The following is a 25,818-nucleotide window of genomic DNA, read 5'->3' on the forward strand; positions in this document are numbered from 1 at the left end:
CACGAAATATTCTTTGGATATCGAAAACTGTATACCTTAATTTGTTCTAGGAGAGAAAAAGATATACTTTCTAACGCAAAAAAACAGCTTTTCCAAATAAAAGCTGTTTTGTATCATTTAATTTATTTTTAACATATAGCGATTAATAGGTCTCCCTACTCTGCCGTATTCAACTGATAATTTCAGCTCGTTTTCCTGTTCTAAAAACTCTAAATACCTTCTTGCTGTAACACGCGCAATTCCTACGCCGTCCGCCACTTCTTCAGCAGAAATCGGATGATTTTGTTCGGAAAGATATTGTTGTATCCTCCTTAGCGTAACCGCATTTAGCCCTTTTGGAAGCAAATCGGCTTTTTCTTCAAATTGCTGAAACAGCATAGAATCTAATTCAGACTGAGTAATATGTTCTTTTTGACTTATTTTAACTTGAAACGAACGATACTGCTCAAGCGCTTGCTTCATTCGTTCAAACTTGAACGGTTTCATAATATAATCTACCGCGCCGTATTGAAGAACTTTCCGTACGGTTTCAATATCACTTGCAGCCGTAACTGCTATCACGTCTGTTTTATAGCCATTTGCTCGAATTTGCTGTAAGGTAGTTAAGCCATCTTGACTAGGCATATACATATCAATAATCGTTAAATCAGGCTGATGCTGTTTAATAAGCTGTACCCCCTCTAAACCATTCGAAGCTGCAGCGATAACGATGAATCCTTCAACTTGTTCAATAAATTGGCGGTTCACTTCTTGTACCATAGGATCGTCTTCTATGAGAAGCACCGTCCATTCTTTTTTATTCATTTCCCACTCCCCCTATAAAAAGAATGTAATGATAAAAGTCGTTCCAACATCTAATTCTGACTCTACTTCGATCTGACCGTTTCCTTTTTCAACAATTTGTTTTACTAAATGCAAACCAATTCCTCTAGTTTCCTTTGCTTTGGTTGAAAAACCTTCATCAAAGATTCTCTCTACTTGATCCTCATTCATGCCGCATCCGTTATCTTCAACTAGTATAGAAAGAATGCCGTCATTTTGCTCCATACTTATATAGATCTTCCGTTCACGACGCTCCATATGTTGATACGAATCAAAAGCGTTCTCAATTAAGTTACCAATAATAATCACAAAATCATGATGATCTAAGTAAGGAGGAAATGAGTGAAGCTCGCTGTGGCGATCGATAGCTAACTCAATTCCAAGTTCTTTGGCACGGCTGACTTTGCTCAACAGCAATCCCGATATACTTTCATCTTTAATATGCTTATGAAGAAATTGGGTGAGCTCTTCTTGCTGTTCAGACACTTGAAAAACATACTGAAGAGCCTTGTCTTTATTTCCAAGTTGGATAAGCCCTGCAATGGTATGAAGTTTATTCATGTATTCATGGTTTTGAACTCTAAGAGCGCTTACAAATGATTTAACCCCTGTTAACTCTTCAGCTAATTTTTTAACTTCTGTTCTGTCTTGAAAAATAGCGACCGCACCGACTGTGTGATTATTAACCTTAATCGGCACACGATTGCTTAAAATATTTAAATTGCGAACTTGAAGCTCTCGATTATAAACAGGCTGATTAAGCTGCAGAATTTCTGGCAGTCTTGTATCTGGAATCACATCATAGATCTTTTTCCCAATTACCTCATCGGGTACATCCATCATAATTTTCGCTTTATGATTAAAAATAGTGATGTTCTCCTCTTTATCAATGGCAATGACTCCTTCATGCATGGCATTAAAAGTCTCCGTTCGTTCTACAAACAAACGAGCAATTTCATGAGGCTCAAGCTCAAACATCTCTTTTTTAATACGAGATGCAAGAGCCCACGCTCCCCATCCTCCAAAAAAAAGAGCGAGACCTGAGATGAGAAAAATTTCTTTTTTCAAACTTAAAATAACCTCTGTAAATTTCGGAAGAAGGTAGCCTGAGACAACGACTCCTACTTGTTCATGCTGATCGTTTACAACGGGAACAAAAGAACGAATGACCATCCCGCCTTCTCCTTTTGCTTTATCAGTATAAGTATGTTCTGCAAACGCCTGGCCCTCGTCCTCTCCTTTAGAAATTTTCCCAATCATGCTTTGCAAAGGATGAGACAAACGTTCGTGATTCATATTCATCACCACTACATAATAAGCACCGTGAATAATGCGAATCGGCTCTACAATTTGATTAATGTTCTTGCTATCTTTTTCAATTTTTTCTCGAATTTCAGGCATTTCAGCAACTGTTCTCGAAGTGATCAAAGCCCTTTGCTCTAAATCATTTTCTTTTGACTGCACAAAATTATTAATCACGACAATACTTGCTAAAAACAACGAAAAGACCACGATAAAAAAGATTAACCCCGTCATTTTCGTTTGCATCGATAAGCGCATCATAGCGGAACACCTACTGCTGATTGAAGTTTATTTTAATTTTACCACGTTGAGAAATTGCGTGTTAGAATATTTGTAGAGAAAAATTATTGAATCGCGGGGTTGGACATTTTGAAGATGTTTATAGGGGCAAGTATCATTGTTAGCGTTTTCTTGATGATCTATGTTTTTTTGCAGTATACGGTTATAAATCAGGATAATGTGTATCATGACGATGAGCAAAAAGGATTAAATAAGCAAATTGTGATTAATTTTAGCCACGTTGTAGCTGAGAACACTCCAAAAGGCTTAGCCGCTCAAAAATTCGCTGAAATCGTTAATCAAAAATCGGATGGTAAAGTTAAAATTGAAGTATATTCAAACGGTGTGTTGTATTCAGACGACGAAGAACTTGCCGCTCTGCGCCGAAACGATGTACAAATGATTGCGCCTTCTATTTCAAAGCTAACCGACCTTTCCCCTACGTGGCAACTTTTTGATCTCCCCTTCATTTTCGATGATTACAGCGAGGCAAAACAAGTGTTTACCGGGAAAATCGGACAGGATTTGTTGAGTACGCTGCAAGAGAAAAACATTAAAGGGCTTGCTTTATGGAGCAACGGCTTTAAACAAATGACCAGCAATACAAAACCTTTGCTCCATCCAGCAGATTTTCAAGGTCAAACATTTCGCATTATGCCAAGTGAAGTAATCAAAAAACAATTCGAACTTCTTGGCGCTAAGCCTCAGGCTGTCTCGTTTAATAAAGTATATCAATCCCTTGAACGACAGGAATTTGATGGACAGGAAAATACGATTTCTAATATTTATTCAAAACGTTTGTACGAGCTGCAAAAATATATGACCATCAGCAACCATGGATACTTGGGCTATGCTGTTTTAATGGATCAAAAATATTGGGACAGCCTCCCTGAAGATGTAAAACAGCTATTAAGTGATGCAATGGTAGAGACAACTAACTGGATTTGGACTCAATCAAAAATGATGAACGATGAACAGCTGCAGCAAATAAAAAATAAATCTGGCATGCGCGTTTATTACTTAAATGATACACAGAAAGCCGAATGGAAAAAGCAGTTTAACTCTCTTTATCAATCGTTTGAAGCCAATGCAACAAAACAAACGCTTGATATCATTCAGCAAATAAAAAATATCGAAAGCAAAAAGTGATGACTATATGTTCATCACTTTTTTTGACCAAAATGACCAAAAAGAACATTATCACCAGAAATATAAATAGTTAAAATTATCAGTTAATATAAGGATAAGAATAATGTAAGCGTTAACAAAAACATTCTCGAAAGGAGCATTACATATGAAATTAAGTTTTAAAAACCTAACTGTTCAAGTTGTCATTGGTATCCTTCTTGGTATTGCAATTGGCTTTATGTTTCCTGAATTTGGAGCTAAATTAAAAGTATTGGCTGATATCTTCATCAAATTAATTAAGATGGTGATTGCCCCAATTATTTTCTTAACAGTGGTCATCGGTATCGGAAGCATGGGAGATTTAAAGAAAGTGGGACGAATTGGAGGTAAAGCTCTTTTATACTTTGAGATTGTCACTACTTTTGCCTTAGCAATTGGAATTATCGTTGTAAACTTTATCAAGCCTGGGGCTGGCTTTAATATCAATGGCGCAAGCGGAGCTGATGTTACTCAATATACGCAGCAAGCAGCTGAAGCGGAGCATGGCTTTATGGAGTTTATCATGGGAATTATTCCAGACAGCGTATTTGGCGCAATGGCAAATGGTGAATTATTGCCAATCTTATTCTTTGCCGTACTATTTGGAATGGCTACAGCTACACTCGGCGAAAAAGCGGCTCCTGTCATTACATTCTTTGAACGCTGTACAGATATTTTCTTTGGCATTGTTAATATGATTATGAAACTTTCACCTATTGCGGCGTTCGGAGCGATGGCTTATACGATCGGTAACTTTGGAATAGGCTCTCTTCAAAAACTCGGTTTCTTAATGGGATCTGTTTACATTACTATGTTCTTATTTATTGTATTTGTACTTGGAACCATTGCTAAGATTTATGGATTTAATATTTTTAAATTCATTGCTTTTATTAAAGAAGAAATTCTACTTGTATTAGGTACGTCTTCTTCGGAATCTGCACTGCCAAAAATGATGGACAAAATGGAGAAGTACGGATGTTCAAAATCTGTAGTAGGACTTGTCATTCCAACTGGTTACTCATTTAACCTAGATGGAACAGCAATCTACTTATCCATGGCTGCTATCTTTATCGCTCAAGCGTATGGAGTCGACTTGTCGTTAATGCAAGAGATTACGCTACTTGGTATTTTAATGCTAACGTCTAAAGGAGCGGCCGGAGTCACTGGCTCTGGATTTATTACACTAGCAGCTACGCTTGCTGCATTCCCAATGATTCCAGTTGAAGGAATCGCGCTGTTAATCGGGGTAGACCGCTTCATGTCGGAAGCTCGTGCCATTACAAACTTAATTGGAAATGGTGTAGCAACTGTAGTTGTATCGAAAATGGAAAATGAATTTCATCCTCCTGTAGAGACGATACAAGACGTTAATTCCGCACCTCCATTAGCTAAATAATAAAAAAGAAGTTGAGACATAGCCAAATGAATCCAATCTAAAGACGAATAAATGGGATACATGAGCTGAACCGCTTATGACACCGCAGTTGATTTCCGTACAAGACTTCGCTTTCCGCGGGCGGCCGATGAGCCTCCTCGTCGCGTACGCTCCTGCGGGGTCTCATCTGTTCCGCTTTTCCCGCAGGAGTCTTCGCCTTGTCCTCCAATCAACTGCTAGAAGGATCTAAACAAATGAAGCCTACGTTCACCACAACAAAAAAACGAACCACCAATCAAAATTGATTAGTGGTTCGTTTTTCATTTCATCTTAAATACTTTTGTCCCAGCCTCTTTTTTAGGATTAATGCGTTTCTTTTTTAGAACGTCCGCTAAGTTTCCCAACAACAACAACTAAAATAGCTAACAAAATAGGAACAATTGTATGCAAATGCGGATTTAACCCTTCTAATACATGTCCTACCGCTTTGTCTTTAAAGATCATTTCACCAGCAGTATAGCCAAGAAGCGCTGCTCCGGCAATGATGATAATCGGGAATTTTTCCATGATTTTCATTAAAAGCTGACTTCCCCAAATGATTAACGGAATGCTGATAACAAGACCAAGGATAATGAGTAGAATACTGCCGTTGGCCGCACCCGCAACCGCTACTACGTTATCTAAACTCATAACAAGATCCGCTATAATAATTGTTTTAATAGCACCTGCTAGAGTTGAATTCGCTTTAATATCTCCGTCATCTTCCCCTTTTAAAAGACTAATCGCAATCCATAGAAGCAGCAGGCCTCCGATGAAATTTAAAAATGGGATTGTTAATAAATATACAGCGACAAACGTTAGCCCTACACGTAATACAACCGCTCCTAATGTACCGAAAACAACCGCTTTGTTTCGATGCTCGTCCGGAAGATTCCGACAAGCTAAAGCAATCACGACTGCGTTATCGCCACTTAGTACAATGTTAATGAGTAAAATTTCTAAAAGATTTAAAATAAAACTCTGATCCATACAAAAACTCCTTGATTGATTTTTATTAGTCTATTTCTCTATCTCTTATTTCATTACTAGAAATAGAGAACTAAAACTCTATCAATATAACCCGTTCTTACCCTTTAATGAAAAGAAGTAGTTATTTCACTAACAGTATTTTATCACTAAAAAGAAATTTGAAATAGGTATTTGTAAAGGAAAAGTCAGTTCATTACAATAAATCAAACCTTATTCTTTATCTTTCATCTGTTTTTCACCATCATCCTTTACTATTAGTAGCAGGAGAGCATTTATAAAAAATAGAGTAATTTTTATAAATAATACAAGCCTCCAATGCTTCTTCATTATTTTGTAGTTTTTCGTCAGCTACGATATAAGAAGGGAGAAAATAGGTATGATTTTAAAAGCATTAAAAACCAATAAATTACTAACTATCAACTATCAAAACAACGGTTTTGTTCAAACGGTCAAAGGTTATATTCAAAACTTAAACTTGCTCGAACAAACTCTTCTATTAAAAGATGAAAATCAGCATGTGCGATCACTTCGACTATCAAGTATTAAAAACATTTATTGATTGAAAAAAGATCCGAACGATGAATCGTTCGGATCTTTTCTCAATTAAATAAAATATTTTTGTCTGACCCTCTTTTTATTTAGCTCACTGTATACCGTGCGATTACTTCTTTAATTGATTCATATACAATTTCAACCATTGTTTTTAATTCTTCGTCTGTCATTGAAAGAATAGGCATCATCGTAATCACAGGACCTAGCTCTCTAATGATTAAACCTTTTTGGCGAGCCGCTAAAATAATGTCTCCCATCACTTTTTTATCTTCAAAAATAGACTTTGTTTGGCGGTCTTTGACAACTTCGATTCCTGCCATTAATCCTCTTTGTCTAATGTCTCCCACGTTAGGCAGTTCATAAAGCTTTAATAGATAACGTTTAAAAACTTTTGACTTTTCTTTTACACTACGGATTAACTCTCTTTCTTCCATCAGTTCAATATTTCTAAGCGCTACTGTACAGGCCAATTGATTTCCCGTATACGTATGTCCATGAAAGAAGGTTTTATTTTCATCTGGATGAGCTAAAAAAGCATTAAATATCTGTTCGCTTGTTAACGTAGCAGCAAGCGGCATATATCCTCCTGTGATCCCTTTTCCTACACACATAATGTCTGGTACTACGTCTTCTTGTTCACATGCAAACATCGTTCCTGTTCGCCCGAATCCGACAGCTACTTCATCACAAATGAGCAATACCCCGTACGCTTTGCACAGACGCTCTACTTGTTTTAAAAAACCGGGAGGATGAGTAATAATACCCGCTGCTCCTTGCACAAGCGGTTCAATAATCAAGCCGGCTACTTCTTCTCCGTTGTTCTGCAAGAGCTTCTCCAGCTGGTGAATACAGTAAGCTGAAGCTTGCTCTTCGGTTTCGAACCCGTCCATACGGTAGATGTAAGGAGAAGGTGTGGGAATGCGTTCAAACAGTAAAGGCTTAAAGATGCGATGAAATAAATCCATGCCTCCTACACTGACTGCCCCGATTGTATCTCCGTGATATGCCTCATTCAATGAGATAAATTTACTTTTGTTTTTGTACTTTGCAGAGTCGAGATTTTGCCAATATTGATAGGCAATTTTCAACGCAATTTCAACAGCGGCAGAGCCTGTATCAGAATAGAATACTTTCGATAAGCTGCCAGGAGTAATTTCCGCTAGCTTTTTAGCTAACAAAATGGATGGAACGTTTGCCGATCCAAGCAGCGTAGAATGCGCTAATTTCTCCACTTGTATATGTAAAGCTGTATTTAATTCCGGATCATTATGTCCATGCACGTTCACCCATAGAGAAGCGTATCCATCTAAATATTTGTTTCCCGCTACGTCATACAAATAGCTTCCCTCTCCTCTTTCAATGATAAGGGGATTCGATTCACGGTAAGCTTTCATTTGTGTAAAGGGATGCCATACATATTCTTTATCCCATTTTTCCAGCTCAGCTTTTTGATACGACACAGTCAAACACCTCCTGAATATGTTGAATCACACTTTTTTGCCTCACCAATTTCTCAATATATGCTTCTAACTCTTCATCGATATGAGTAAATACAGGTACAGTCATTAAAGAAGAGACTTGAAGCAGCTTTTCAATCGTTCGAACATTGTCTTTATGAATGATACTGCTGTGATTAAAACGATTAAAAATGAGTCCGTTGATTTTAAGATGATGCTCACTTGCATATGAAAAGGTAGAAAGCGCATCGTGAATAGCTCCTAATTCCGTTGTTCCAACAGCAATAACCGGCATTTGTGCATCTAGGATCAAATCTTTTGTCATATAAAATGTTGTTTCCTCTTCAATTAAAGGTACGGCAAGTCCTCCCGCTCCTTCCACGAGTACTACGTCAAATGCCTTTTTTAATTCATTAATGCGCTTTAAGACGATTGAAGGCTCTACTTGCCTATTGCTCAGTTTAATAGCCAAGTGAGGAGACGTCTCTGGCTTTAACTGATAAATACCTGTATTTGCTACTCCGAGCCTTGTTTCAAACCAGTGAATATCTGGATAACCTCCGATTTCATCTTGATAGCCGGTTTGAAACGGTTTACAAATTGTCGTTTTTATTCCTAGACGGCTAAGTACTTTATACAAAATGCTTGTCACCAGCGTTTTACCAATATCTGTTCCAGTTCCTGTAATAAAATACGCTTTGCCCACTTTCTTTCCTCCTCTTTTTTCTATGTCTTCATTACCCCGCTTTAGCCCGCTTTGATGATAAACGGCTAAATTGAGGCTTCATTCGGTGAATCAGCACTGAACATAAAATGCACAATAAAAGGTCTCCAGGCATTGGCAAAACAGCTCCAAAAAGAAGTGTATCACTCAGTGAAAGTGGCTTTTCAATTATCCATTTCATTGCTCCGTAAAGCCAAACGCACCCGAATACATACACGATAACCAATGTAGATAAGTTGGCTAAAAAGATAGAAAAAGGTTTCTTTAAGTCATATTTTTGAATAAGGTAGCCGTTCATAAATGAGCCTGTAGCATAGCCAATTAAATAGCCAAACGTTGGTTTGAAGATATACCCTAAACCTCCTCCTTCTGCAAAAACCGGAACACCGATTAACCCAATACCTATGTAGCATAGCTGACTATACAAACCTAAACGCGGTCCTAACAGCGCCCCGGCTAAATAGACAGGAACAATTTGAAGAGTAAACGGTATGTAGGGAATAGGAATTTTTATAAATGCACCTATCGCCGTTAAAGCAGCAAATAAAGAAATATACGCCATTGTTCTCGTTTTCATGTTCACCCTCCTTTTTCTGTTCGCTGCTTTAAGTTTGCAATAATCTCTTTTTATTTGTCAACTTAATTTTAATTTAAGTTTACAAATAAAATATAAAAAAAGACGCAAAAACCTGGGCTTTTGCGTCTTTTTGATTTTTATAAAATTACCTTTTTGTCGTCTTTAAGCTGCACTTCTTGACGGCTGATAGATAAATCAACTTTCTTTTTTACACGTGCATGATAATAAACATAAAACAGCAGCGCTAGTGGAATACCGACATACAGTGCCATTCGCTGCTCTGCATCAAATGCCATGCTTCCAAGTACAATCGTATTTAATACTAATGCGATTAAAGGTAATACCGGGTAAAGAGGGACTTTGAATTTTAAATCCTCGATTTGCCCTCCTTGATTTATATATCTTTTTCTAAATGCAAGCAGTGATGCAGCAATCGTAATCCAGCCAATTTGTGCACCTAAACCCGCTGCAGAAATAAGCCATACAAATACTGTTTCTTGAGCAAAGAATCCTGAAAGCAAAGATAAAAGCGCAATGCCTAATGTTAAAAGCAAGGCGTTCATCGGCACACCGCGTTTATTTACTTTCATGAAAGCTGAACTTGCCATGTTATCTTTTGACAATGAATACAGCATACGCGTTGCTGCATAAAGACCTGAGTTAGCTACAGATAACAGTGCCGTTAGGATAACAAAGTTCATAATATCTGCTGCATATGGAATACCAATTTGGTCGAATACAACAACAAATGGACTTTCAACTACGCCTGCTTTTTCAAGCGGAATCATCCCCGCTAATACAGCTACAGCTAGTACAAAAAATACAAGCGTTCTCCATACCGTTTGTTTAATTGCTCTTGGTACAGTCTTGTCTGGGTTTTCACTTTCCCCAGCAGCTACACCGATAAGCTCCGTACCTTGAAATGAGAAGTTAACTGTAATCATCGTAATCAGCACGGCACTAATTCCGTGAGGGAACACGCCGTGAGCCGTATAGTTAGAGAAAAGCGGCGCGCTGTCTCCATTGCTTAATGGAAGAAAACCAAACATAGCAGCTCCACCAAGTACGATAAATAAAATAATAGCTAACACTTTAATGCTGGCGAACCAAAACTCCGCTTCACCAAACGCTTTAGCTGACAGTGCATTTAATGAAAATAATAAAAGCGCAAATATAGCACACCAGATCCATACAGGAGAATCAGGAAACCATCTTTGCATAAGCTGACCTGCTGACAAAAATTCTAATGCAACCGTTACAGCCCAGCCCAACCAATATAACCATCCAAAAGCAAAACCAACGCCAGGGCCAATAAATTTTGTTGTATATGTCTGAAACGAACCAGAAACTGGCATTGCTACTGCAAGTTCCCCTAAGCAAAGCATTGTTAAGTACATAATGAAGCCACCTACGATAAACGAAAGGATAGCTCCAATCGCCCCTGCTTGGCTAATCGTGTATCCTGTTCCTAAAAAGAAACCTGTACCGATAACCCCGCCGAGCGAAATCATAAACAAATGTCTGCTTTTCATCGTCTTTTTTAATTCATTTGTTTGCTGTTGTCCTTCTATCATATTAACGACATTTCCTTTCAACCTATTTATTACGAGATATTACCTAGAAAAAAATTAATAAACTTTTGTTTTCTATGCATATTTACTTACATATTTATGCGGTGTTCTCAATTTAAATGAAACAGCCTTTTGTAATCTTAACATAATGCTCACTAGATTTAAAATGTTTTTCTGCAAAAGTAAAATGAATTTTTCTTGAATAGTGTGATTTCCTTTTACTGTTGATATTCATAAGCGTTTTTCTTCAAATGAATAGATGATACAACAAGAAAAAAGCTGTGCTTTCGAAGACGAAAGCACAGCTTTTTCACTTTTTACCAAACAAACAATCCAACAATCATAGCACTTAATAAAGAAACAGCGATACCGCTCACAAGCAGTTTCCATACGTTTTTTCCAATAATCGTTGATTTACCTTCTGATAACGTAGAATTATACGTACCATAAATCATACCCACCGTACTGAAGTTAGCAAAAGATGTTAAGAATGTTGTAGCAACTGCAATCGTATGCGGTGGAAGTGTATCTAGATTTTTCTTCAAATCCATCATCGCCACGAATTCATTTGTTGCTAGCTTGATACCCATCAGCTGAGCTACGTACATGGCATCATGTCCCGTTAGCCCTAGTAAGAATGCAAATGGACTAAAGATGTAAGAGAAAATCTTTTGTACAGTCAAGCCGTCTACAATAACGCCTAAAATACCGTTAAGCGCAGATGTAAGAGCTACATATCCAATAACCATCGCTAAAATAACAATTACCATGTTCATTCCGACTAACATACTGTTTGAAATGGTAGAGAAAAAGTCTTTTTTCTCTGACTTTGGCGGTACGTAAATCATATCTTCTTCTTTTGTAACATGAACTGGATTCAATAAGCTCACTAAAATAAGCGCGTTTAAACAGTTCAGTGGAATTGCTGTAAACACGTACGTAGCGGGAACCATCGTTAAATAAGCACCGATAATAGATCCGCTAATACTGCTCATACTCATAATTCCAAACGTAAGCAAACGGTTGTCCTTTAACACAGAAAGCTGATTACGAATAACGGCTAATGCTTCCGTGTTTCCTAAGAACATCATTTGAATAGCGAAAAAGCTTTCTAATTTAGGCAAGCGAGAAACTTTCGAAATGACCCAGCCTACTTTATCAATAATCCACGTTAAAATACCAAAGTAAGATAAAATATCAAAGAACGTCACGACAAAGATGATAGGCAGTAATGCACTGAAGAAAAAGTCAACCGTTTGATTTCCCATTACGGATGGAAACGCAAAGGCAATTCCATCGTTGGCACAGGAAATCAGCCAAGTAAAGAACGAAGCAATTTTATTAATGATCCATGTTCCGATTGAAGTTCCTAACATAAACCAAGTAATGAGGACTTCAACGACTAATAGTGAAGCAATCGGACGCCACTTTATTTCTTTCTTTTTAGGAGAACATAAGAAGACGACGCCCATTACTACAAAAACGCCTAATAAATTTAATAAAAAGTACATGCAAGCCACTCCCAGGTGTGTATTTGAAAAACAAAAAAAGCTCTTACTTTTCATAAATTCTGACAATAACAGAAAGTATGAAAAGTAAGAGCTTTGAAAGAAGGCTGTATCTATGATAATACGCCCTTCTTTTTGCTGCTTATATCCAAACTTTCTTGTAGTCTAGTTTTTTACGGTTACTAGGTAGAGACTATCAGACCATATTACTGATAATATACAAGATCGTAATCTTAGCTGTATTCAATTGATATGAACAAATTCTACCCTTTATTTTTTCAATAATCAACACTTTAAAAGTTTTTCGGAATAATAAAATTGGTATGAAAATTCTATTTATTTATTACTTCTTTTGAACTACTCATCGGAAAATCACACAAAAAAAGTGAATTTAATCATTCTTTTAACTCAATTATTTTCCTGTTTTTGAAATAAAGAAATTAATTCTTTGATGAGTATATTTAAATCTCTACTTCGCTTTTCATTTAACTCCTCACAAAAAACATTTCATTTTTACGACTTGAGACGTAGAAAAAAATAATCCTGCTGTTCGTTGAAATTAACCGGTTTTCATTTTACACTTTATGGTAGAAGAAAACAAATTTAATTATAGGTAGAAAGCGGGTTATAACGTGAAAAAAATATTGGCTTTTATTTTAGTGATAGGTGGTACGGCAGTCCTCTTTTCTACTGCGTTTGCGCCTTCCTCCTGGTCGTTAAGTTCATTCAAGACGTCCAAGTCTGAAGCGGCATTATCAAGTGATATTCAGCGTATTCAAATCGACTCTCCAAGCATTAGTACAACGGTCGTTCCGCAAGATCGTCAAGATATTAAAACAAAAGTAGAAGGTAAAGGAAAAGTAGATGTAAAGCAAAATGGAGACACCCTAGTTGTCGCGTATCAAAAAAGTCCCTTTCAATGGCTTTCTATTTTTCCAAACACAAAAGTAACAATCTACATTCCTAAAGATTATCACCATAACCTTGCGCTTAACGTAGGTTCGGGGGACCTTCAAATTGCTACACATCCTGAACAAGCGCTTCAGCTGAAAGATGTTTCGATTAAAGTAGGTTCTGGAAATGCAAGCATTTCAAACTTGATGAGCACCTCTCTTCGTACGGATGTTAATTCTGGAGATTTACAGCTGAGTAATGTCGAGACCCAAACGGCTAAATTTGCTGTCAGCTCTGGGGAAATTAAAGGAACAAACTATCAAGGAAAACTTCAGGCGCGCATTGGATCTGGTGATCTCTATATGGATTTTAAAAAGCTAGAAGAGGCCGTTTCTGTAGATGTAGGATCCGGAGATGCCGTGCTGGTTCTTCCGAAAAGCGCTGGTTTTAAAATGAATGGAAAAGTAAGCAGCGGTGACATTAACAACAATTTTAAGTTAAACAATGCAACGATAACAGAGAATGTATTAAAAGGAAAATACGGAAATGGAAAATACCCTATCGATATAGCTGTTTCAAGCGGAGAATTAACCTTGGAATCAAAATAAAGAGGCTAGGACAAAAGTATTTTAACTCAATTGTAAAACGAACCATTAATCAACATATTTGATTAATGGTTCGTTTTTTGTTGTGGTGAACATCGTTTTATCTGTTTCGTTTTTTCTAGTAGTTGATTGGAGGGCAAGCGACGAGGAGGCTCAGCGTCCGCCCGCGGAAAGCGAAGCCTTGCCCGGAAATCAACTGCGGTGGAATAAGCAGTCCAACTCATGTATCTCATTTGTTCGTCTTTAGATTCGGTTCATTTAGTTATGTCTCAACCTCTTTATTTATGGTCTCACTGCAATATACCATGCTACTCCTACGATTGATCCTATGAATACAACTCCGTAAATAATAGATAAATTCACTATACTTTTCTTTTTAGATTTCCCGTAATCTTCATCTACTTTCTTTGCAGCACTGATCGTACCTGCAAGGGCAGCAACGCCGATAATAATGACAAGAAGCAATGCTAATTTCATTCTTCTCTCCTCCATATTTCGGTGATTGAATAAGACTAAATACCAAGATGTTATTTATTTCATTTTAAGCAGCACAATTTAATCAGAATATGAGAGCGCTATACCTTCTCTTTCTATCATAAAGCTAAATTATGTAAAATCAACCATCCAATCGTTCATTATTTTCCTCCGCCACTTTACATACATAAAAAATTCCCGAGCTTCACTGCTCAGGAATCTTTATCTAATAGACATGACATTTTAAGGTTTTAAAATGACTTTAATGCAGTTATCTTGATGATCATTAAAACTGAAAGACATGTTTTCCTACCAGTACATCTGCCATCTTTACAAAGCGCTTGATTTCTAATACGTCATGAACACGAACTATTTGAACGCCTTGTGCAATCCCAGCATATACAGTAGCTGCGGTTCCTTCCATTCTTTCCGTAGGAGGAGCATCGACTATTTGTCCAATAAATCCTTTACGAGAAGTAGCAAGCAGCACCGGATAACCCATATTCGTCAGCTGATCTAAATGCTGAATTGCTTCTACATTATGGGCAGCCGTTTTTCCAAAGCCAACGCCTGGATCTAAAATAATTTGATCATTGCGAACTCCTGCAGCTTTTGCAATGGAGATGCTTTCTTTTAAATCACTTATCATATCTGTAATCAGATTTGTATAGTTGGGCTCATGACGGTTGTGCATTAAAATAATGGGCACATTATAATCAGCTGCAACTTGAGCCATTTTAGGATCGGCTTTTGCACCCCATATATCATTAATAATATGTGCTCCTGCTTCTAGCGCATGCTTGGCCACTTCCGATTTGTATGTATCTACGGAAATCGGCACCTCTACGCGCTTAGCCACTTCAGAAATAACGGGCACAATCCGTTTAATCTCTTCTTCATCGCTAATTCTTGTATAACCAGGACGAGTTGATTCTCCTCCGATATCAATGATATCTGCTCCTTGCTTTACCATTTCCTCAGCATGAGCAACTGCTTTATCTACATCGTAGTATTTTCCGCCGTCTGAAAATGAATCCGGGTTTACGTTTAAAATCCCCATAATAAGCGTACGATCCGCATAATTCAGCTCATACTTTCCGCATTTAATGACGGATTGAGACGTTAAAGTTGACACTATCCTCAGCCCCTTCGTAATTTGCAAATTAATATATATTTATAAATATCATGTATTTTGAGAATGTCATACCGTTCGTAATTATATCAAAAGTCACCAGTCCTATGTGATTTTTCTTGGAGTTTCTTTCTTCTATAGTGTGAGATAAACATTAAAAGTGAATACACAGATAACATTAAAAATCTCTATCGGGCTTGTCTTCAGGGTCTTTTTTCCTCTTCTCACATCTTTTGTGAGTCTTTTTATTCAAAAAGAAAGGATTCGCATTAAAAGCGTTTAATTTATAGCAATAGTTGGGAATTTATAATTAAGTAACTTCCATTTTTATTCATTTTAAGGAGGATGACTATGACTCAACAACCGTTACAAGTCAAATTAATTCCTTATACAATTGAGTCGATTATCGACTCAACAAACGAAACGCCTAAAGGAGTAAGCTTAATTCAAGCACCTGCTATTTGGGAACAAAGCAATCAAGGAGAAGGCATTGTAATTGCAGTTATCGACACTGGTGTTGACACAAATCATCCTGACTTAAAAGATTGTATTATCGGAGGAAGAAACTTCACTTCGGATTATGACGGAGATTCTTCTGTATTTGAAGATAATAATGGGCACGGCACTCACGTGTCTGGTACCATTGCTGCTGCGCTCAATAATGAAGGGGTAGTAGGGGTGGCACCCAAAGCAAAAATCCTAAGCTTAAAAGTACTTACCGGTGAAGGATCGGGAAATTACGAATGGATTATTGACGCTATTAACTACGCCGTCGAATGGCGAGGTCCTAACAATGAGCGAGCACGAGTTATTTCCATGTCACTCGGGGGACCACAAGACGTTCCAGAACTGCACGAAGCTGTTCAAAATGCTGTGAATAAAGATGTTTCTGTCGTTGTTGCGGCTGGAAATGAAGGTGATGATCGCGAAGAAACTTTTGAATATTCATATCCAGGAAGTTACAACGAAGTCATTCAAGTAGGAGCAGTGGACAACAGCTTAAGCTTGGCTCCTTTTACCAACGTCAATGAAGAAGTGGATTTAGTGGCACCGGGAGTTAACATCATCTCTACTTTTTTAGAAGGTAAATATGCGACTCTTTCAGGAACTTCAATGGCAACTCCTCACGTGGCAGGAGCTTTAGCTTTATTAATTAACTTATGTGAGAAGGAATTTGGCCGCTCTCTAATCGAAGCCGAAATCTATGCTCAACTTGTAAGAAGGACGCTTCCTCTTGGATATCGAAAAAGCTCTGAAGGAAACGGATTTCTCATGCTCGATTTGGTAGAGAAAATACATGATATTATTAACGTAGCCCGTATCAACCCTAGTAAGTAATAAATAAGAAAAACGAGAAATCTTCTTGGTTCTTGTTAAATTGAAATAAAGACATGCGAACGCATGTCTTTATTCATATCTTAATGCTTCGATTGGATCTAGCTTCGCCGCTTTGTTTGCAGGAAGCATGCCGAATACAATGCCAATCGTCATGGAAAACAACACTCCTCCAAGTACTACTTGCCACGAAATTAATGACGGCCAGCCGGCAAATAACGAAACAAGAGCTGCCCCGCCTGCGCCGAGGCCAATGCCAAGCAAACCACCAATAAGCGTGAGCGTAATGGATTCAATCAAAAACTGAGTTAGAATTTGTCTTTTAGATGCTCCCAGTGCTTTACGAATCCCAATTTCCCTTGTACGTTCCGTTACAGAAACCAGCATAATGTTCATAACGCCAATCCCGCCAACAAGCAGGGAAATGCCTGCAATCGATCCAATAATCGTTGTCATAATGCGCGTTACATTTCCAATGCTATCTGCTATTTCTTCTAAGTTCTGCACTTGGTAAGCATCTTCAGCATCATGCAAATTATTTAACAAATCCGTTGCGTCATTACCTACTTTTTTTAATTGATCAGAACTTTGTGCTTGAACGCTAAGGTTTGTGTAGTCGAGCTTACCGAAGCTTGATTTGTACGTATTATCTGGAATGTAAATAGTCGGTATTTCATATGCTAAAAAGCCTTTTGGTTTTTTTGTCACACCAATAATTTTGATAGGCTGTCCTTGAACCCATACTACTTGTCCAAGAGCTTCTTTTTTATCAAACAGCTCTTTTTTCATATCGCTCGTAATAACACCTACTCGATTACCTGACAAAAAATCAGCGCTGTCCAACATTCTTCCTTTTGAAACTTCAAGCTGATTAACCTCAATATACCCTTCATTAATTGCGTTAACAGTTGTATCGGATTCTTTGTCTCTATATCTTATTCCCATTCCCATTGAGCTAGAAGCTACCACATTCTTCGCTCCAGGAATAGTCGAAAGAGCTTTAATATCATCCTCTGTAAAGATCGGCTCCCCCGTCATGGAAAGGTCATCAGCTTGCATCTCGTCTTCAGGAGGCTCGTAGTAGACATCAACTGTATTGCTTGCTCCTGTTATTTCTGACTTAATCATCTGTTCTCCGCCTTGGCCGATAGCAACAACGATAATAACCGCCCCTACGCCAATGATAATACCAAGCATTGTCAAAACAGAGCGCATTTTATGAGCAAGAACCGAGGAAAAAGCCATACGAATATTTTCTATTAAACTCATAAGCTATCGTTCTCCTTGTCGCTATGACTTAATACCTTACCGTCACGAACGATAACTGTACGCGATGTGTACTCTGCCACTTCAGGTTCATGAGTAATAACTACAACTGTTGTCCCATCTGCATTTAGCTTAGAAAATTGCTCCATAATATCAGCACTCGTTTTTGTATCTAAGGCTCCTGTGGGTTCATCGGCTAAAATAAGCGTCGGATTGTTAACAATAGAGCGAGCAATAGCAACACGCTGCTTTTGACCACCTGATAACTCGCTCGGCAAGTGTTTCATTCGCTCACTCAGTCCTACTTTTTCCAACGCAGCTTCTGCTCTGGCTCGTCTTTCCTTACGCGATACGCCGGCATATACCATTGGAAGCTCTACGTTTTCGACAGCTGATAAACGCGGCAGCAGCTGAAACTGCTGAAAAACAAAGCCGATATGAATATTTCTTACTTTTGCCAGCTGCTCATCGCTGTAAGTAGAGATTTCTTGTTCATTTAATAAATAGGAGCCCGAAGACGCGCGGTCTAAGCATCCGATAATGTTCATGAGCGTTGATTTTCCGGAGCCTGAAGGACCCATAATCGCAACAAACTCACCGTCATAAATCTTCAAATTAATATCTTTTAAAATCGGTACTTCCTCTTTGCCAAGATGATAGCTTTTATGAATATTTACAAGCTCAATCATTGAACAGTCACTTCCGCACCGTCAGTTAAGTCCTTTGAAGGATTGGCAATAACTTTATCTTTAGAAGAAACGCCGCTTTTGATTTCAATAAATTTGTTGGTTGTTTCTCCTACCTTTACTTCCTTACGAACCGCCTTTTTATCTTTCACGACGTATACAAATTTTTCTCCGTCTTCATTTACAACTGCTTTTATCGGCAGTGATGAAGCTTTCTTACTGCTTGTTTCAATTTCAAGCAGCAGCTTAAATCCCGGCTTAATCATCGTGATATCTTGGTCATCTACTTTTACTTCAACTGGATATTGATTCGCTGCATCATTGCCTGCCTCCGCTGATGCCTGCTGCTGAGGTAGATAGTCAATTTGTTTTACGCTCCCTGACCATTCTTTATCAGGCAGTACATCTGATGTAATTTTAACAGCTTGACCGGTTTTAATTTTTAAAGCGTCGTACTCAGAAAGCACGCCAGTAGCTAAGTATTCATCGGTATTACCAATATGTATAAGCGGCTTTTGAACTTCACTCGTGTTATTAACCGCTTCTTTATCTACTTCTAGCACAGTCCCGCTAATATCACTCGTTACGTCTAAATTACGCTCTTTTTTAGCAATTGATTTGGCTTCTAGTTTGTTTCGTTCTAAGTCAATTTTAGCCGTTTCTAAGTCGAGGTTGAGCTGCGTACGCTCTGTGTCAATTTGATCTCTCGCTTCTTGCTTACTCATTTCTTTTTCCAATTCTTTTTGTTTTTTATTTAAATTTGAGATTTGTTTGCTTACAGAATCAATTTGCAGCTGACTGGATTTTTTTTCTAATTTGTTTTGTTCTTGCTCTAAATCAAGCGTATCGCTTTCGTACGTTACGAGAGAAGTTCCCTGCTGTACGCGCGATCCTTCCGTTACATGAAATCGTTCAACCTCGCCTTTTTCAGCGTCAAAGTAAACGTATTGCTCATCAGCAAGCTTTAACGTACCCGGAACCATCACTGTATTTCTTAACTTTTTTTCTTTTACAGTTGTTACTTGAACATCAACTGCTTTACCACCTACACTTTGTGCACGATATACATTAATCCCAATAACCGCAACAATAACAACTGTTACGGCTGTAATAATTATTCCTTTTTTCATTTACAACCCTGCTCCTTTAAGCGCTTCTGAAGCAGCTCCTCCAACTCCTGAAATAGCAGCTCCTAAGATAAATAAAACAATTACGGTAATAATTGAAGCAGCTTTTGATAAATTCGCTACTTTTTGCAGCCCGACTGCTGTCAAAATAAGTCCCCATATAGAGAAAATTTCGATTGAAGTAAATACGCCTCCAATAGCACCTTTAGCATCAACCATTCCATTTAACGAAGTCACATTCGCTGAAGTATGTGCTAGTGCAGCGACTCCCGTATTAATTAGCTGACCGATTACTGTGATGAACGTAACAAACAAATTCAAACTAAACATTTGGCGGTACGTTGTTTTTCCAGTTCCTAACTTTGCAATTAAAAACAGAATCAAACTTGTGAATGCCAGTGTAGCAACTACTGCAATAACTCCGCCAATCGCTCCGCCAATCATACTAAATGTTGAATTCACTTCAATACCAGCTTCTTTTTGCTGTTGCAGCGCCTCTTGTGCCTGAGGGGTATAGACGGCTAGAATCGTTGTTGCAGCTGTTAAGATGAGGATAAGTAAAAGAGGTCCCCAGATGACCGGATTGCTTTTCATTTTCTCAAACTGTACAACCGGACTCGTAATAAAACCAAAAATAGAAGGCTTTCCTTTCTCTTGGACTTCGGAAGATACGTTAACTTCTGTGCTCATAATCAAACTCCTTTTATTTTGTTTTGTTAGTAGCTCTTAAGACCCACCTTTTACTATTTTTTAAAGTCTTCTAGCAAAATTGGCTCTCTAAGAAACTCTCAAACACCTAATATTCTAACATAATTATACAAATACATTTACATTTTTCTTACATTTTATATTTTTTATGGTATTTTTAACAATTAAAGAGATGTCTTAATGCTAAATTACATTATTAATCCTTTTTATATTTTCTAAATATTCTAATTATAATTTGACATCATTCAATAGAATTCGTATATTATGATTAAAGTTTATTATTCCTATGTTTTTTATACGTTTTATATCTAAGGAGGAGTTTCAATGTCTGCTAAGAAACCATTTCGTCCTGAAACACAAGCGATCCATTCTGGTCAACAGCTTGACCCAGCTACTTTTTCGCGTGCCGTACCTATTTATCAAACAAGCTCATTTGGATTTAAAGATACGGAGCATGCTGCGTCTTTATTTAATTTAAGTGAACAAGGCTATATCTACACTCGAATTGTAAACCCTACTACGGACGTTTTTGAACAGCGAATTGCTGAGTTAGAAGGCGGAGTTGGTGCTCTAGGAGTAGCTTCAGGTCAGTCGGCTACTACCTTTTCCATTTTGAATATCGCTTCCGCAGGAGATGAAATTGTATCAGCAAGCAGTTTATATGGGGGAACATATAACCTCTTTTCGTCTACGCTTCCTAAACTGGGCATTACCGTCAAATTTGTAAACGCCGATAATCCAGAAAATTTTAGAAGTGCAATCACTTCCAAAACAAAGGCAATTTATGCTGAATCCGTTGGAAATCCACAGGGAAATGTGCTAGACATCGAGGCAGTTGCAGACATTGCCCACGAACATGGAATTCCTCTTATTATTGATAATACCGTTCCAAGCCCTTACCTTCTTCGCCCCATCGATTTTGGAGCAGATATTGTCGTTCATTCTGCTACTAAGTTTCTTGGAGGGCATGGAACAGCAATTGGCGGTGTTATCGTAGACAGTGGAAAATTTAATTGGGAAGCGAGCGGAAAATTTCCAGACTTAACAACTCCAGATCCAAGTTATCATGGCCTCGTATACACAGAAGCTGCCGGTGAAGCTGCTTATATTACAAAAGCGCGCGTTCAGCTTTTACGAGATATTGGAGCTGCTTTATCACCTTTTAATTCCTTTTTACTTCTTCAAGGAGTAGAAACACTCCATCTGCGATTAGAGCGTCACAGCGAAAACGCATTAAAGGTAGCGAAATTTTTAGAGCAGCATGAATTAGTAGAATGGGTAAATTATGCGGGGCTTCCTTCCCACCCTTCCTATTCTTTGGCACAAAAATACCTGCCTAAAGGACAAGGAGCCATTTTAACATTCGGAGTAAGAGGAGGAAAAAACGCAGCGGCTAAGTTAATTGATTCAGTTCAGTTATTTTCTCATTTAGCCAATATTGGCGACTCTAAATCACTCATTATTCACCCGGCAAGCACCACTCATCAACAGCTATCTGAAGACGAACAAAAAGCTTCGGGTGTGACGCCAGAACTCATTCGTCTGTCGGTTGGAACAGAAGCAATCGACGACCTTCTTGAAGATTTAGATTATGCCTTAAAAGCCAGCCAAAAAGTGAATACAACTGTTTAAAAGCTGTGGTTTTTCACAGCTTTTTTTATATCGCCCAATAACTTTTTATACTTTCGCTTATGCTACAATAAACAAAACGAATGAAAAAGGAGTTACTATGAACACGTTCAATTCAATACCTGCCATTACATTTACAGACGTTCATAAAACATTTAAAGATAAAGAACATAGTGTTTTAAAAGGCATATCGGGTACAGTGATGCAAGGCTCGCTCGTCATGATGGTAGGACCATCAGGATCCGGAAAAAGCACCCTTCTTTCCATGTGCAATTTACTTTCTGCACCTGATGAAGGAAGTATTGAAGTATATGGAAAAGACATTAGCAAATGGAATATTTCTGATTTGCGAAAAAAAGTGGGCATCGCTTTTCAATCAGCTCCTGTTATTGATGGAACAGTGCGAGATAATATGATGCTTGTTCAAAAGCTGCACGGCAAACAGGATATTATGCCTGAAGAACTCTGTGCCTTAACCGGTCTTTCCCCTGACTTGTTAGGGCAGGATGCAAGAGATTTATCCGGTGGTCAAAGACAAAGGTTATCATTAGCGCGCACGCTGTCGAACGGATCTGACCTTTTGCTTTTAGACGAAATCACTTCCGCTTTGGATGCCACTTCTGCTCATGAAATTGAACAGCTTATTTCTCATTTACATAAAGAGCAGAATAAAACGATTATTTGGGTTACCCATAATTTAGAACAAGCCAAACGTTTAGGAGAGGAAGTCTGGCTTTTAATGAACGGAGTGATTGTAGAAAAAGCGAAGACGGAGACCTTTTTTCATGCTCCTGTAAAAGCTGAAACAAAACAATTTATTGAAGGAGCCTTTCTATGAGTTCACTTTCACTGATTTTTACCATCGTTTTTGTTTTTATTGCTCTTTTTTTATCAAAATCTTTTCGTATAGGACTCGAGAAAGATATTATCATTGCCAGTATTCGAGCAGCCGTTCAGCTGTTAGTGATCGGATATGTTTTATCTTTTATTTTTGACGCGAATCACCCAGCTTTTATGATTCTCATTTTATTCGTTATGCTGACGGTCGCTTCCCAAAATGTTGTAAAGAAAAAAAAGCAGGGATTTAAAGCTTTCTTTCGTGTATTTGTCACTCTTTTTATTGTAGAAATCCTGACCCAAAGCGTTATGCTGGGCCTACATATTATCCCTGCTACTCCGCGATATGTCATTCCTGTCAGCGGTATGATTATTGGAAATTCGATGATTTTGGCCAATTTATTTTTAAATCGGTTAGACGCTGAAGTAAATAGAAGGCGAGACGAAATTCAATTGATTCTGGCGCTTGGCGGAACTCCTAAACAAGCTATTCATAGTATTTTAAATGCCGCAATCAAAGCTAGCATGATTCCTACTGTAGAAAGCCAAAAAACAATTGGACTCGTTCAGCTTCCCGGCATGATGACAGGCCAGATTATTGGAGGGGCAGATCCGATACAAGCAGTCAAATTCCAGCTGCTCATCGTTTTTACTATCCTAGCGTCTGCTACGCTTTCCTGCGTCATCTTAAGCCGCTTAACATATCCTACCCTTTTTAATAGCTATCAGCAGCTTATCCGTGAACATACATAAAAAAGAAGAAAGGAGACTCCTTTCTTCTTTTTTATTGAGCAGCTTTTTTTAATCTTGTTCCTACGTCACTTCCAAAGGTCACTCCTAAATCACCGAGCCATCTTCTATAGGCAATACTCAGTCGGTCCGGATTCAAATGAAGCTCTGCTTGTAAGTCAAGCGGCAGCTCTTCGGGTTTTTGACTTTCTACAATGCTCGTATCTTGTTCAATAATAAGCTGCTGAAAATCACGGAAATATTGATCAGGTGCATCAAACGAATAGTTTCTAGAAACCAATGCAAACACAGTCGACTTTCTTTCCTCTTCAGGTAAAACCGCAAACAGCATCGAAAAGATTTCACCCGTTTCATAGTTCACTTTTTTCAACCTTGCAACGGCAGGACGAAGAATTTCAAAAGTATAATAAATAGTCGCAAAGTTACCCGTACCATCTGCATCTGCGTACACAGCGATTTCGTCAGAAATGTATCGGTTATCTTTCCAATGTACCTTATAATCAGGAATTTCGGCGTAATCCGAGTGTCCAAGGCTTCCTTCGTGAACAAAAGCCAAATGGCTTACATCTAGAAAGTTTTCTACGACACGAGGAGCTGCTGCCTGCAGAGTATGAGGGTTGGCGCAAACCGTTTTAAATCCGGAGTTAAGGTATTCGTCATACTGAGGAAGAGGAATATCACTTGCCTCGCTGTTCATCTTCACCCATATAATCCCATACTTTTCAACGCAATCATATACCTGTGCTTTTGCTTTTGAAGGAATCGCTCTTCCCGGCGGCTGTTGAGGAATTTTCACACAAGCCCCGGCACCATCGTATTTCCATCCGTGATAAGGGCAAACAATGCAATCATCTACTACTTTCCCAAGAGATAACGCTGCACCGCGATGGATGCACAAATCTTTAAATGCTTTAATGGCATTAGTTGTGCGAAACAGCGCAACTCGCTCTTCTAAAATCGTTACTTGCAAGGGCTGATCTGTTAAATCATGTGAATAAGCTGCAGGCAGCCATTCCTTAGCCAATACTAAATCTTTAATCATCTGCATCGCCTCCGTACGATAAGTGAATTTATTTCTTGTTTATAAAAAAAACCGCAGAAATAGAAGGAGTTCTTCTAATTCCGCAGCTTTTTCGTTCCGTAAAACAGACTATAAGCGCGCGAAGATTCTACATAATTGCAGATAGAGCGACCTTAGCACTTCATCTACAATAACAATACGTATTCATCGCTATTTTTTTAATCTCAATACCTAACCCTTGCATATTGAATAAAAAGCGGCCAGCCGCTAAAAGCTTTTCTGTCCACTGATTTCTCTTATTTTTACTTTATCAATTTCCCACTGAAAAATCTCTTGCTTTGTAAGCATCTCTCACATAATTTTTTCGGTTAAACGAATAAAAGCTGCGGTTTTAAAAACCGCAGCTTTCTTTATCATGAGCTCATATAACTGGCTGTATATTTTTTCGTCTGTTTTTGTATTTCTTGATTTAAATGTTTGAAAAATGAGAGCGTTTCTTCATAATCCGTCGCTTTTTCATGAAACTTCAATGTAAGATTTTCTTCAAACAACGTTTCTCCTTGATGACCGACCGCTTTTAGCTGAACATCTGTAACAATACCTTGCGAAATCGAACATAATAAATAATTAAAGCAATGAACCGGAACGATATGCATCAGATGGAAATCATCAATAGTTCTATCACTTTTTGTTTTCTTAAATTCCACAGTGAGTTCTTCCGGATGAATAAACACATTTATATGCTGTTTGGACAAACAAGTAGGATTCATTTTTTGTGTATACTCACAAAATTCCAGTCCAATAAATACAGAATTCTCGGAGTCAGCTTCAATGAAGATTTGCGAATTTTTTACCATTATCCTCGTCCTCCATATTCAATCTAGTTACCCCACCACTAGCACTTGTTTGTAGAATATTACCAGTTCTTCTCTATTTTATCACTGATTTTTCTCAGTGCCTATTTAACAGACGGAAGTTCTCTTTAAAAGAG

26 protein-coding genes and 1 riboswitch are annotated in these 25,818 nt (G+C 38.1%); of the genes, 9 read left to right on the top strand and 17 right to left on the bottom strand.

All coding sequences use genetic code 11. From position 1 onward, the window contains the following. Window positions 1-117 precede the first annotated feature (117 nt). Both WKH56_RS14035 and WKH56_RS14040 read right to left on the bottom strand, forming a co-directional pair. Window positions 118-804, bottom strand: coding sequence for a response regulator (locus WKH56_RS14035; RefSeq protein WP_013055544.1), 687 nt, complete (start codon window positions 802-804; stop codon window positions 118-120). Between the two features lie 12 nt (window positions 805-816). Beyond that, window positions 817-2,385, bottom strand: coding sequence for an ATP-binding protein (locus WKH56_RS14040; RefSeq protein ID WP_048020072.1), 1,569 nt, complete (start codon window positions 2,383-2,385; stop codon window positions 817-819). 108 nt (window positions 2,386-2,493) lie between these two features. On the opposite strand from WKH56_RS14040, the gene WKH56_RS14045 reads away from it, so the two are divergent. Together WKH56_RS14045 and WKH56_RS14050 are read left to right on the top strand one after the other, a co-directional pair. Beyond that, window positions 2,494-3,552, top strand: a complete 1,059-nt coding sequence (locus tag WKH56_RS14045; protein ID WP_033578117.1) for a DctP family TRAP transporter solute-binding subunit — start codon at window positions 2,494-2,496, stop codon at window positions 3,550-3,552. Between the two features lie 145 nt (window positions 3,553-3,697). Then, window positions 3,698-4,966, top strand: coding sequence for a dicarboxylate/amino acid:cation symporter (locus WKH56_RS14050; protein ID WP_013055541.1), 1,269 nt, complete (start codon window positions 3,698-3,700; stop codon window positions 4,964-4,966). A 74-nt stretch (window positions 4,967-5,040) separates the two neighbouring features. Here the strand turns inward: WKH56_RS14050 and WKH56_RS14055 are convergent, their stop codons facing one another. Together WKH56_RS14055 and WKH56_RS14060 are read right to left on the bottom strand one after the other, a co-directional pair. Continuing rightward, the gene (locus WKH56_RS14055) at window positions 5,041-5,178 is read right to left on the bottom strand and encodes a hypothetical protein (protein WP_165802478.1); all 138 of its coding nucleotides are present in this window, start codon (window positions 5,176-5,178) and stop codon (window positions 5,041-5,043) included. Window positions 5,179-5,308: 130 nt separating this feature from the next. Beyond that, window positions 5,309-5,974 carry a TerC family protein gene (locus WKH56_RS14060; RefSeq protein ID WP_028412106.1) on the bottom strand — a complete coding sequence of 222 codons (666 nt, stop codon included), beginning with the start codon at window positions 5,972-5,974 and terminating at the stop codon, window positions 5,309-5,311. 376 nt (window positions 5,975-6,350) lie between these two features. On the opposite strand from WKH56_RS14060, the gene WKH56_RS14065 reads away from it, so the two are divergent. Continuing rightward, on the top strand, window positions 6,351-6,533 hold the full coding sequence (locus WKH56_RS14065) for a YolD-like family protein (protein ID WP_013081858.1): 183 nt from the start codon (window positions 6,351-6,353) through the stop codon (window positions 6,531-6,533). Window positions 6,534-6,612: 79 nt separating this feature from the next. Here the strand turns inward: WKH56_RS14065 and bioA are convergent, their stop codons facing one another. The 5 genes from bioA to WKH56_RS14090 all read right to left on the bottom strand — a co-directional run bounded on the left by bioA (window position 6,613) and on the right by WKH56_RS14090 (window position 12,366). Further along, window positions 6,613-7,986, bottom strand: a complete 1,374-nt coding sequence (gene bioA / locus WKH56_RS14070) for an adenosylmethionine--8-amino-7-oxononanoate transaminase (RefSeq protein WP_310884211.1) — start codon at window positions 7,984-7,986, stop codon at window positions 6,613-6,615. Beyond that, on the bottom strand, window positions 7,967-8,689 hold the full coding sequence (gene bioD / locus WKH56_RS14075; RefSeq protein WP_033578116.1) for a dethiobiotin synthase: 723 nt from the start codon (window positions 8,687-8,689) through the stop codon (window positions 7,967-7,969). The genes bioA and bioD overlap by 20 nt, the downstream gene beginning before the upstream one ends. Window positions 8,690-8,720: 31 nt before the next feature. Next, window positions 8,721-9,284, bottom strand: coding sequence for a biotin transporter BioY (locus WKH56_RS14080; RefSeq protein WP_310884210.1), 564 nt, complete (start codon window positions 9,282-9,284; stop codon window positions 8,721-8,723). Between the two features lie 137 nt (window positions 9,285-9,421). Next, a complete protein-coding gene (locus tag WKH56_RS14085; RefSeq protein ID WP_043980305.1) occupies window positions 9,422-10,858 on the bottom strand; it encodes an amino acid permease in 1,437 nt (478 codons plus the stop codon). A 314-nt stretch (window positions 10,859-11,172) separates the two neighbouring features. Next, window positions 11,173-12,366 carry a NupC/NupG family nucleoside CNT transporter gene (locus WKH56_RS14090; RefSeq protein ID WP_028412102.1) on the bottom strand — a complete coding sequence of 398 codons (1,194 nt, stop codon included), beginning with the start codon at window positions 12,364-12,366 and terminating at the stop codon, window positions 11,173-11,175. Between the two features lie 138 nt (window positions 12,367-12,504). Beyond that, a riboswitch (purine riboswitch) is annotated at window positions 12,505-12,606 on the bottom strand. Between the two features lie 389 nt (window positions 12,607-12,995). Here WKH56_RS14090 and liaG point away from each other — a divergent pair. Both liaG and WKH56_RS14100 read left to right on the top strand, forming a co-directional pair. Then, window positions 12,996-13,865, top strand: coding sequence for a LiaG family protein (gene liaG / locus WKH56_RS14095; protein ID WP_310884209.1), 870 nt, complete (start codon window positions 12,996-12,998; stop codon window positions 13,863-13,865). Between the two features lie 58 nt (window positions 13,866-13,923). Next, window positions 13,924-14,109, top strand: a complete 186-nt coding sequence (locus WKH56_RS14100) for a hypothetical protein (protein WP_342835956.1) — start codon at window positions 13,924-13,926, stop codon at window positions 14,107-14,109. A 35-nt stretch (window positions 14,110-14,144) separates the two neighbouring features. Here WKH56_RS14100 and WKH56_RS14105 read toward each other — a convergent pair whose 3' ends face one another. Together WKH56_RS14105 and folP are read right to left on the bottom strand one after the other, a co-directional pair. Further along, window positions 14,145-14,339 carry a hypothetical protein gene (locus tag WKH56_RS14105; protein ID WP_013055532.1) on the bottom strand — a complete coding sequence of 65 codons (195 nt, stop codon included), beginning with the start codon at window positions 14,337-14,339 and terminating at the stop codon, window positions 14,145-14,147. A gap of 283 nt (window positions 14,340-14,622) precedes the next feature. Beyond that, window positions 14,623-15,471 carry a dihydropteroate synthase gene (gene folP, locus WKH56_RS14110; protein WP_098625977.1) on the bottom strand — a complete coding sequence of 283 codons (849 nt, stop codon included), beginning with the start codon at window positions 15,469-15,471 and terminating at the stop codon, window positions 14,623-14,625. A 348-nt stretch (window positions 15,472-15,819) separates the two neighbouring features. Here folP and WKH56_RS14115 point away from each other — a divergent pair, with 348 nt between their 5' ends. Next, window positions 15,820-16,806, top strand: a complete 987-nt coding sequence (locus tag WKH56_RS14115) for a S8 family peptidase (protein WP_080754379.1) — start codon at window positions 15,820-15,822, stop codon at window positions 16,804-16,806. A gap of 69 nt (window positions 16,807-16,875) precedes the next feature. Here the strand turns inward: WKH56_RS14115 and WKH56_RS14120 are convergent, their stop codons facing one another. Genes WKH56_RS14120 through yknW form a run of 4 tightly spaced genes read right to left on the bottom strand, consistent with a single transcriptional unit; the run spans window position 16,876 to window position 20,572 of the window. Then, window positions 16,876-18,072 carry an ABC transporter permease gene (locus tag WKH56_RS14120; RefSeq protein ID WP_176344614.1) on the bottom strand — a complete coding sequence of 399 codons (1,197 nt, stop codon included), beginning with the start codon at window positions 18,070-18,072 and terminating at the stop codon, window positions 16,876-16,878. Beyond that, window positions 18,069-18,758: an ABC transporter ATP-binding protein gene (locus WKH56_RS14125; RefSeq protein ID WP_176344616.1), complete on the bottom strand. Its 690-nt coding sequence runs from the start codon at window positions 18,756-18,758 to the stop codon at window positions 18,069-18,071. The genes WKH56_RS14120 and WKH56_RS14125 overlap by 4 nt, the downstream gene beginning before the upstream one ends. After that, a complete protein-coding gene (locus WKH56_RS14130; RefSeq protein ID WP_310884208.1) occupies window positions 18,755-19,885 on the bottom strand; it encodes an efflux RND transporter periplasmic adaptor subunit in 1,131 nt (376 codons plus the stop codon). The genes WKH56_RS14125 and WKH56_RS14130 overlap by 4 nt, the downstream gene beginning before the upstream one ends. Next, entirely contained in the window at window positions 19,886-20,572 is a 687-nt protein-coding gene (gene yknW, locus WKH56_RS14135) for a YknW family membrane protein (RefSeq protein ID WP_310884207.1), read from the bottom strand. A gap of 342 nt (window positions 20,573-20,914) precedes the next feature. Here yknW and WKH56_RS14140 point away from each other — a divergent pair, with 342 nt between their 5' ends. The 3 genes from WKH56_RS14140 (at window position 20,915) to WKH56_RS14150 (ending at window position 23,809) form a co-directional block, all read left to right on the top strand. Continuing rightward, entirely contained in the window at window positions 20,915-22,222 is a 1,308-nt protein-coding gene (locus WKH56_RS14140; RefSeq protein ID WP_028412095.1) for a homocysteine synthase, read from the top strand. Window positions 22,223-22,319: 97 nt separating this feature from the next. Further along, window positions 22,320-23,057 carry an ABC transporter ATP-binding protein gene (locus WKH56_RS14145; RefSeq protein WP_048020062.1) on the top strand — a complete coding sequence of 246 codons (738 nt, stop codon included), beginning with the start codon at window positions 22,320-22,322 and terminating at the stop codon, window positions 23,055-23,057. Then, on the top strand, window positions 23,054-23,809 hold the full coding sequence (locus tag WKH56_RS14150) for an ABC transporter permease (protein ID WP_028412093.1): 756 nt from the start codon (window positions 23,054-23,056) through the stop codon (window positions 23,807-23,809). The genes WKH56_RS14145 and WKH56_RS14150 overlap by 4 nt, the downstream gene beginning before the upstream one ends. Before the next feature lie 31 nt (window positions 23,810-23,840). Here WKH56_RS14150 and WKH56_RS14155 read toward each other — a convergent pair whose 3' ends face one another. Both WKH56_RS14155 and WKH56_RS14160 read right to left on the bottom strand, forming a co-directional pair. Next, window positions 23,841-24,848, bottom strand: coding sequence for an aromatic ring-hydroxylating dioxygenase subunit alpha (locus WKH56_RS14155; protein ID WP_028412092.1), 1,008 nt, complete (start codon window positions 24,846-24,848; stop codon window positions 23,841-23,843). A 392-nt stretch (window positions 24,849-25,240) separates the two neighbouring features. After that, complete coding sequence (locus WKH56_RS14160; protein WP_014461480.1) at window positions 25,241-25,684, bottom strand: hypothetical protein; 444 nt, start codon at window positions 25,682-25,684, stop codon at window positions 25,241-25,243. Window positions 25,685-25,818: the final 134 nt, after the last annotated feature.

The organism is Priestia sp. SB1, from assembly GCF_038898415.1.

Coding starts and splice junctions, on each gene's coding strand:
- WKH56_RS14050 (WP_013055541.1), top strand. CDS start 3,698: ATGAAATTAAGTTTTAAAAACCTAACTGTTCAAGTTGTCATTGGTATC.
- WKH56_RS14140 (WP_028412095.1), top strand. CDS start 20,915: ATGTCTGCTAAGAAACCATTTCGTCCTGAAACACAAGCGATCCATTCT.
- WKH56_RS14040 (WP_048020072.1), bottom strand. CDS start 2,385: ATGATGCGCTTATCGATGCAAACGAAAATGACGGGGTTAATCTTTTTT.
- WKH56_RS14085 (WP_043980305.1), bottom strand. CDS start 10,858: ATGATAGAAGGACAACAGCAAACAAATGAATTAAAAAAGACGATGAAA.
- WKH56_RS14125 (WP_176344616.1), bottom strand. CDS start 18,758: ATGATTGAGCTTGTAAATATTCATAAAAGCTATCATCTTGGCAAAGAG.
- WKH56_RS14105 (WP_013055532.1), bottom strand. CDS start 14,339: ATGAAATTAGCATTGCTTCTTGTCATTATTATCGGCGTTGCTGCCCTT.
- yknW (WP_310884207.1), bottom strand. CDS start 20,572: ATGAGCACAGAAGTTAACGTATCTTCCGAAGTCCAAGAGAAAGGAAAG.
- WKH56_RS14090 (WP_028412102.1), bottom strand. CDS start 12,366: ATGTACTTTTTATTAAATTTATTAGGCGTTTTTGTAGTAATGGGCGTC.
- WKH56_RS14035 (WP_013055544.1), bottom strand. CDS start 804: ATGAATAAAAAAGAATGGACGGTGCTTCTCATAGAAGACGATCCTATG.
- WKH56_RS14060 (WP_028412106.1), bottom strand. CDS start 5,974: ATGGATCAGAGTTTTATTTTAAATCTTTTAGAAATTTTACTCATTAAC.
- WKH56_RS14120 (WP_176344614.1), bottom strand. CDS start 18,072: ATGAGTTTAATAGAAAATATTCGTATGGCTTTTTCCTCGGTTCTTGCT.
- WKH56_RS14130 (WP_310884208.1), bottom strand. CDS start 19,885: ATGAAAAAAGGAATAATTATTACAGCCGTAACAGTTGTTATTGTTGCG.
- WKH56_RS14065 (WP_013081858.1), top strand. CDS start 6,351: ATGATTTTAAAAGCATTAAAAACCAATAAATTACTAACTATCAACTAT.
- WKH56_RS14160 (WP_014461480.1), bottom strand. CDS start 25,684: ATGGTAAAAAATTCGCAAATCTTCATTGAAGCTGACTCCGAGAATTCT.
- WKH56_RS14155 (WP_028412092.1), bottom strand. CDS start 24,848: ATGATTAAAGATTTAGTATTGGCTAAGGAATGGCTGCCTGCAGCTTAT.
- WKH56_RS14145 (WP_048020062.1), top strand. CDS start 22,320: ATGAACACGTTCAATTCAATACCTGCCATTACATTTACAGACGTTCAT.
- WKH56_RS14080 (WP_310884210.1), bottom strand. CDS start 9,284: ATGAAAACGAGAACAATGGCGTATATTTCTTTATTTGCTGCTTTAACG.
- WKH56_RS14115 (WP_080754379.1), top strand. CDS start 15,820: ATGACTCAACAACCGTTACAAGTCAAATTAATTCCTTATACAATTGAG.
- WKH56_RS14150 (WP_028412093.1), top strand. CDS start 23,054: ATGAGTTCACTTTCACTGATTTTTACCATCGTTTTTGTTTTTATTGCT.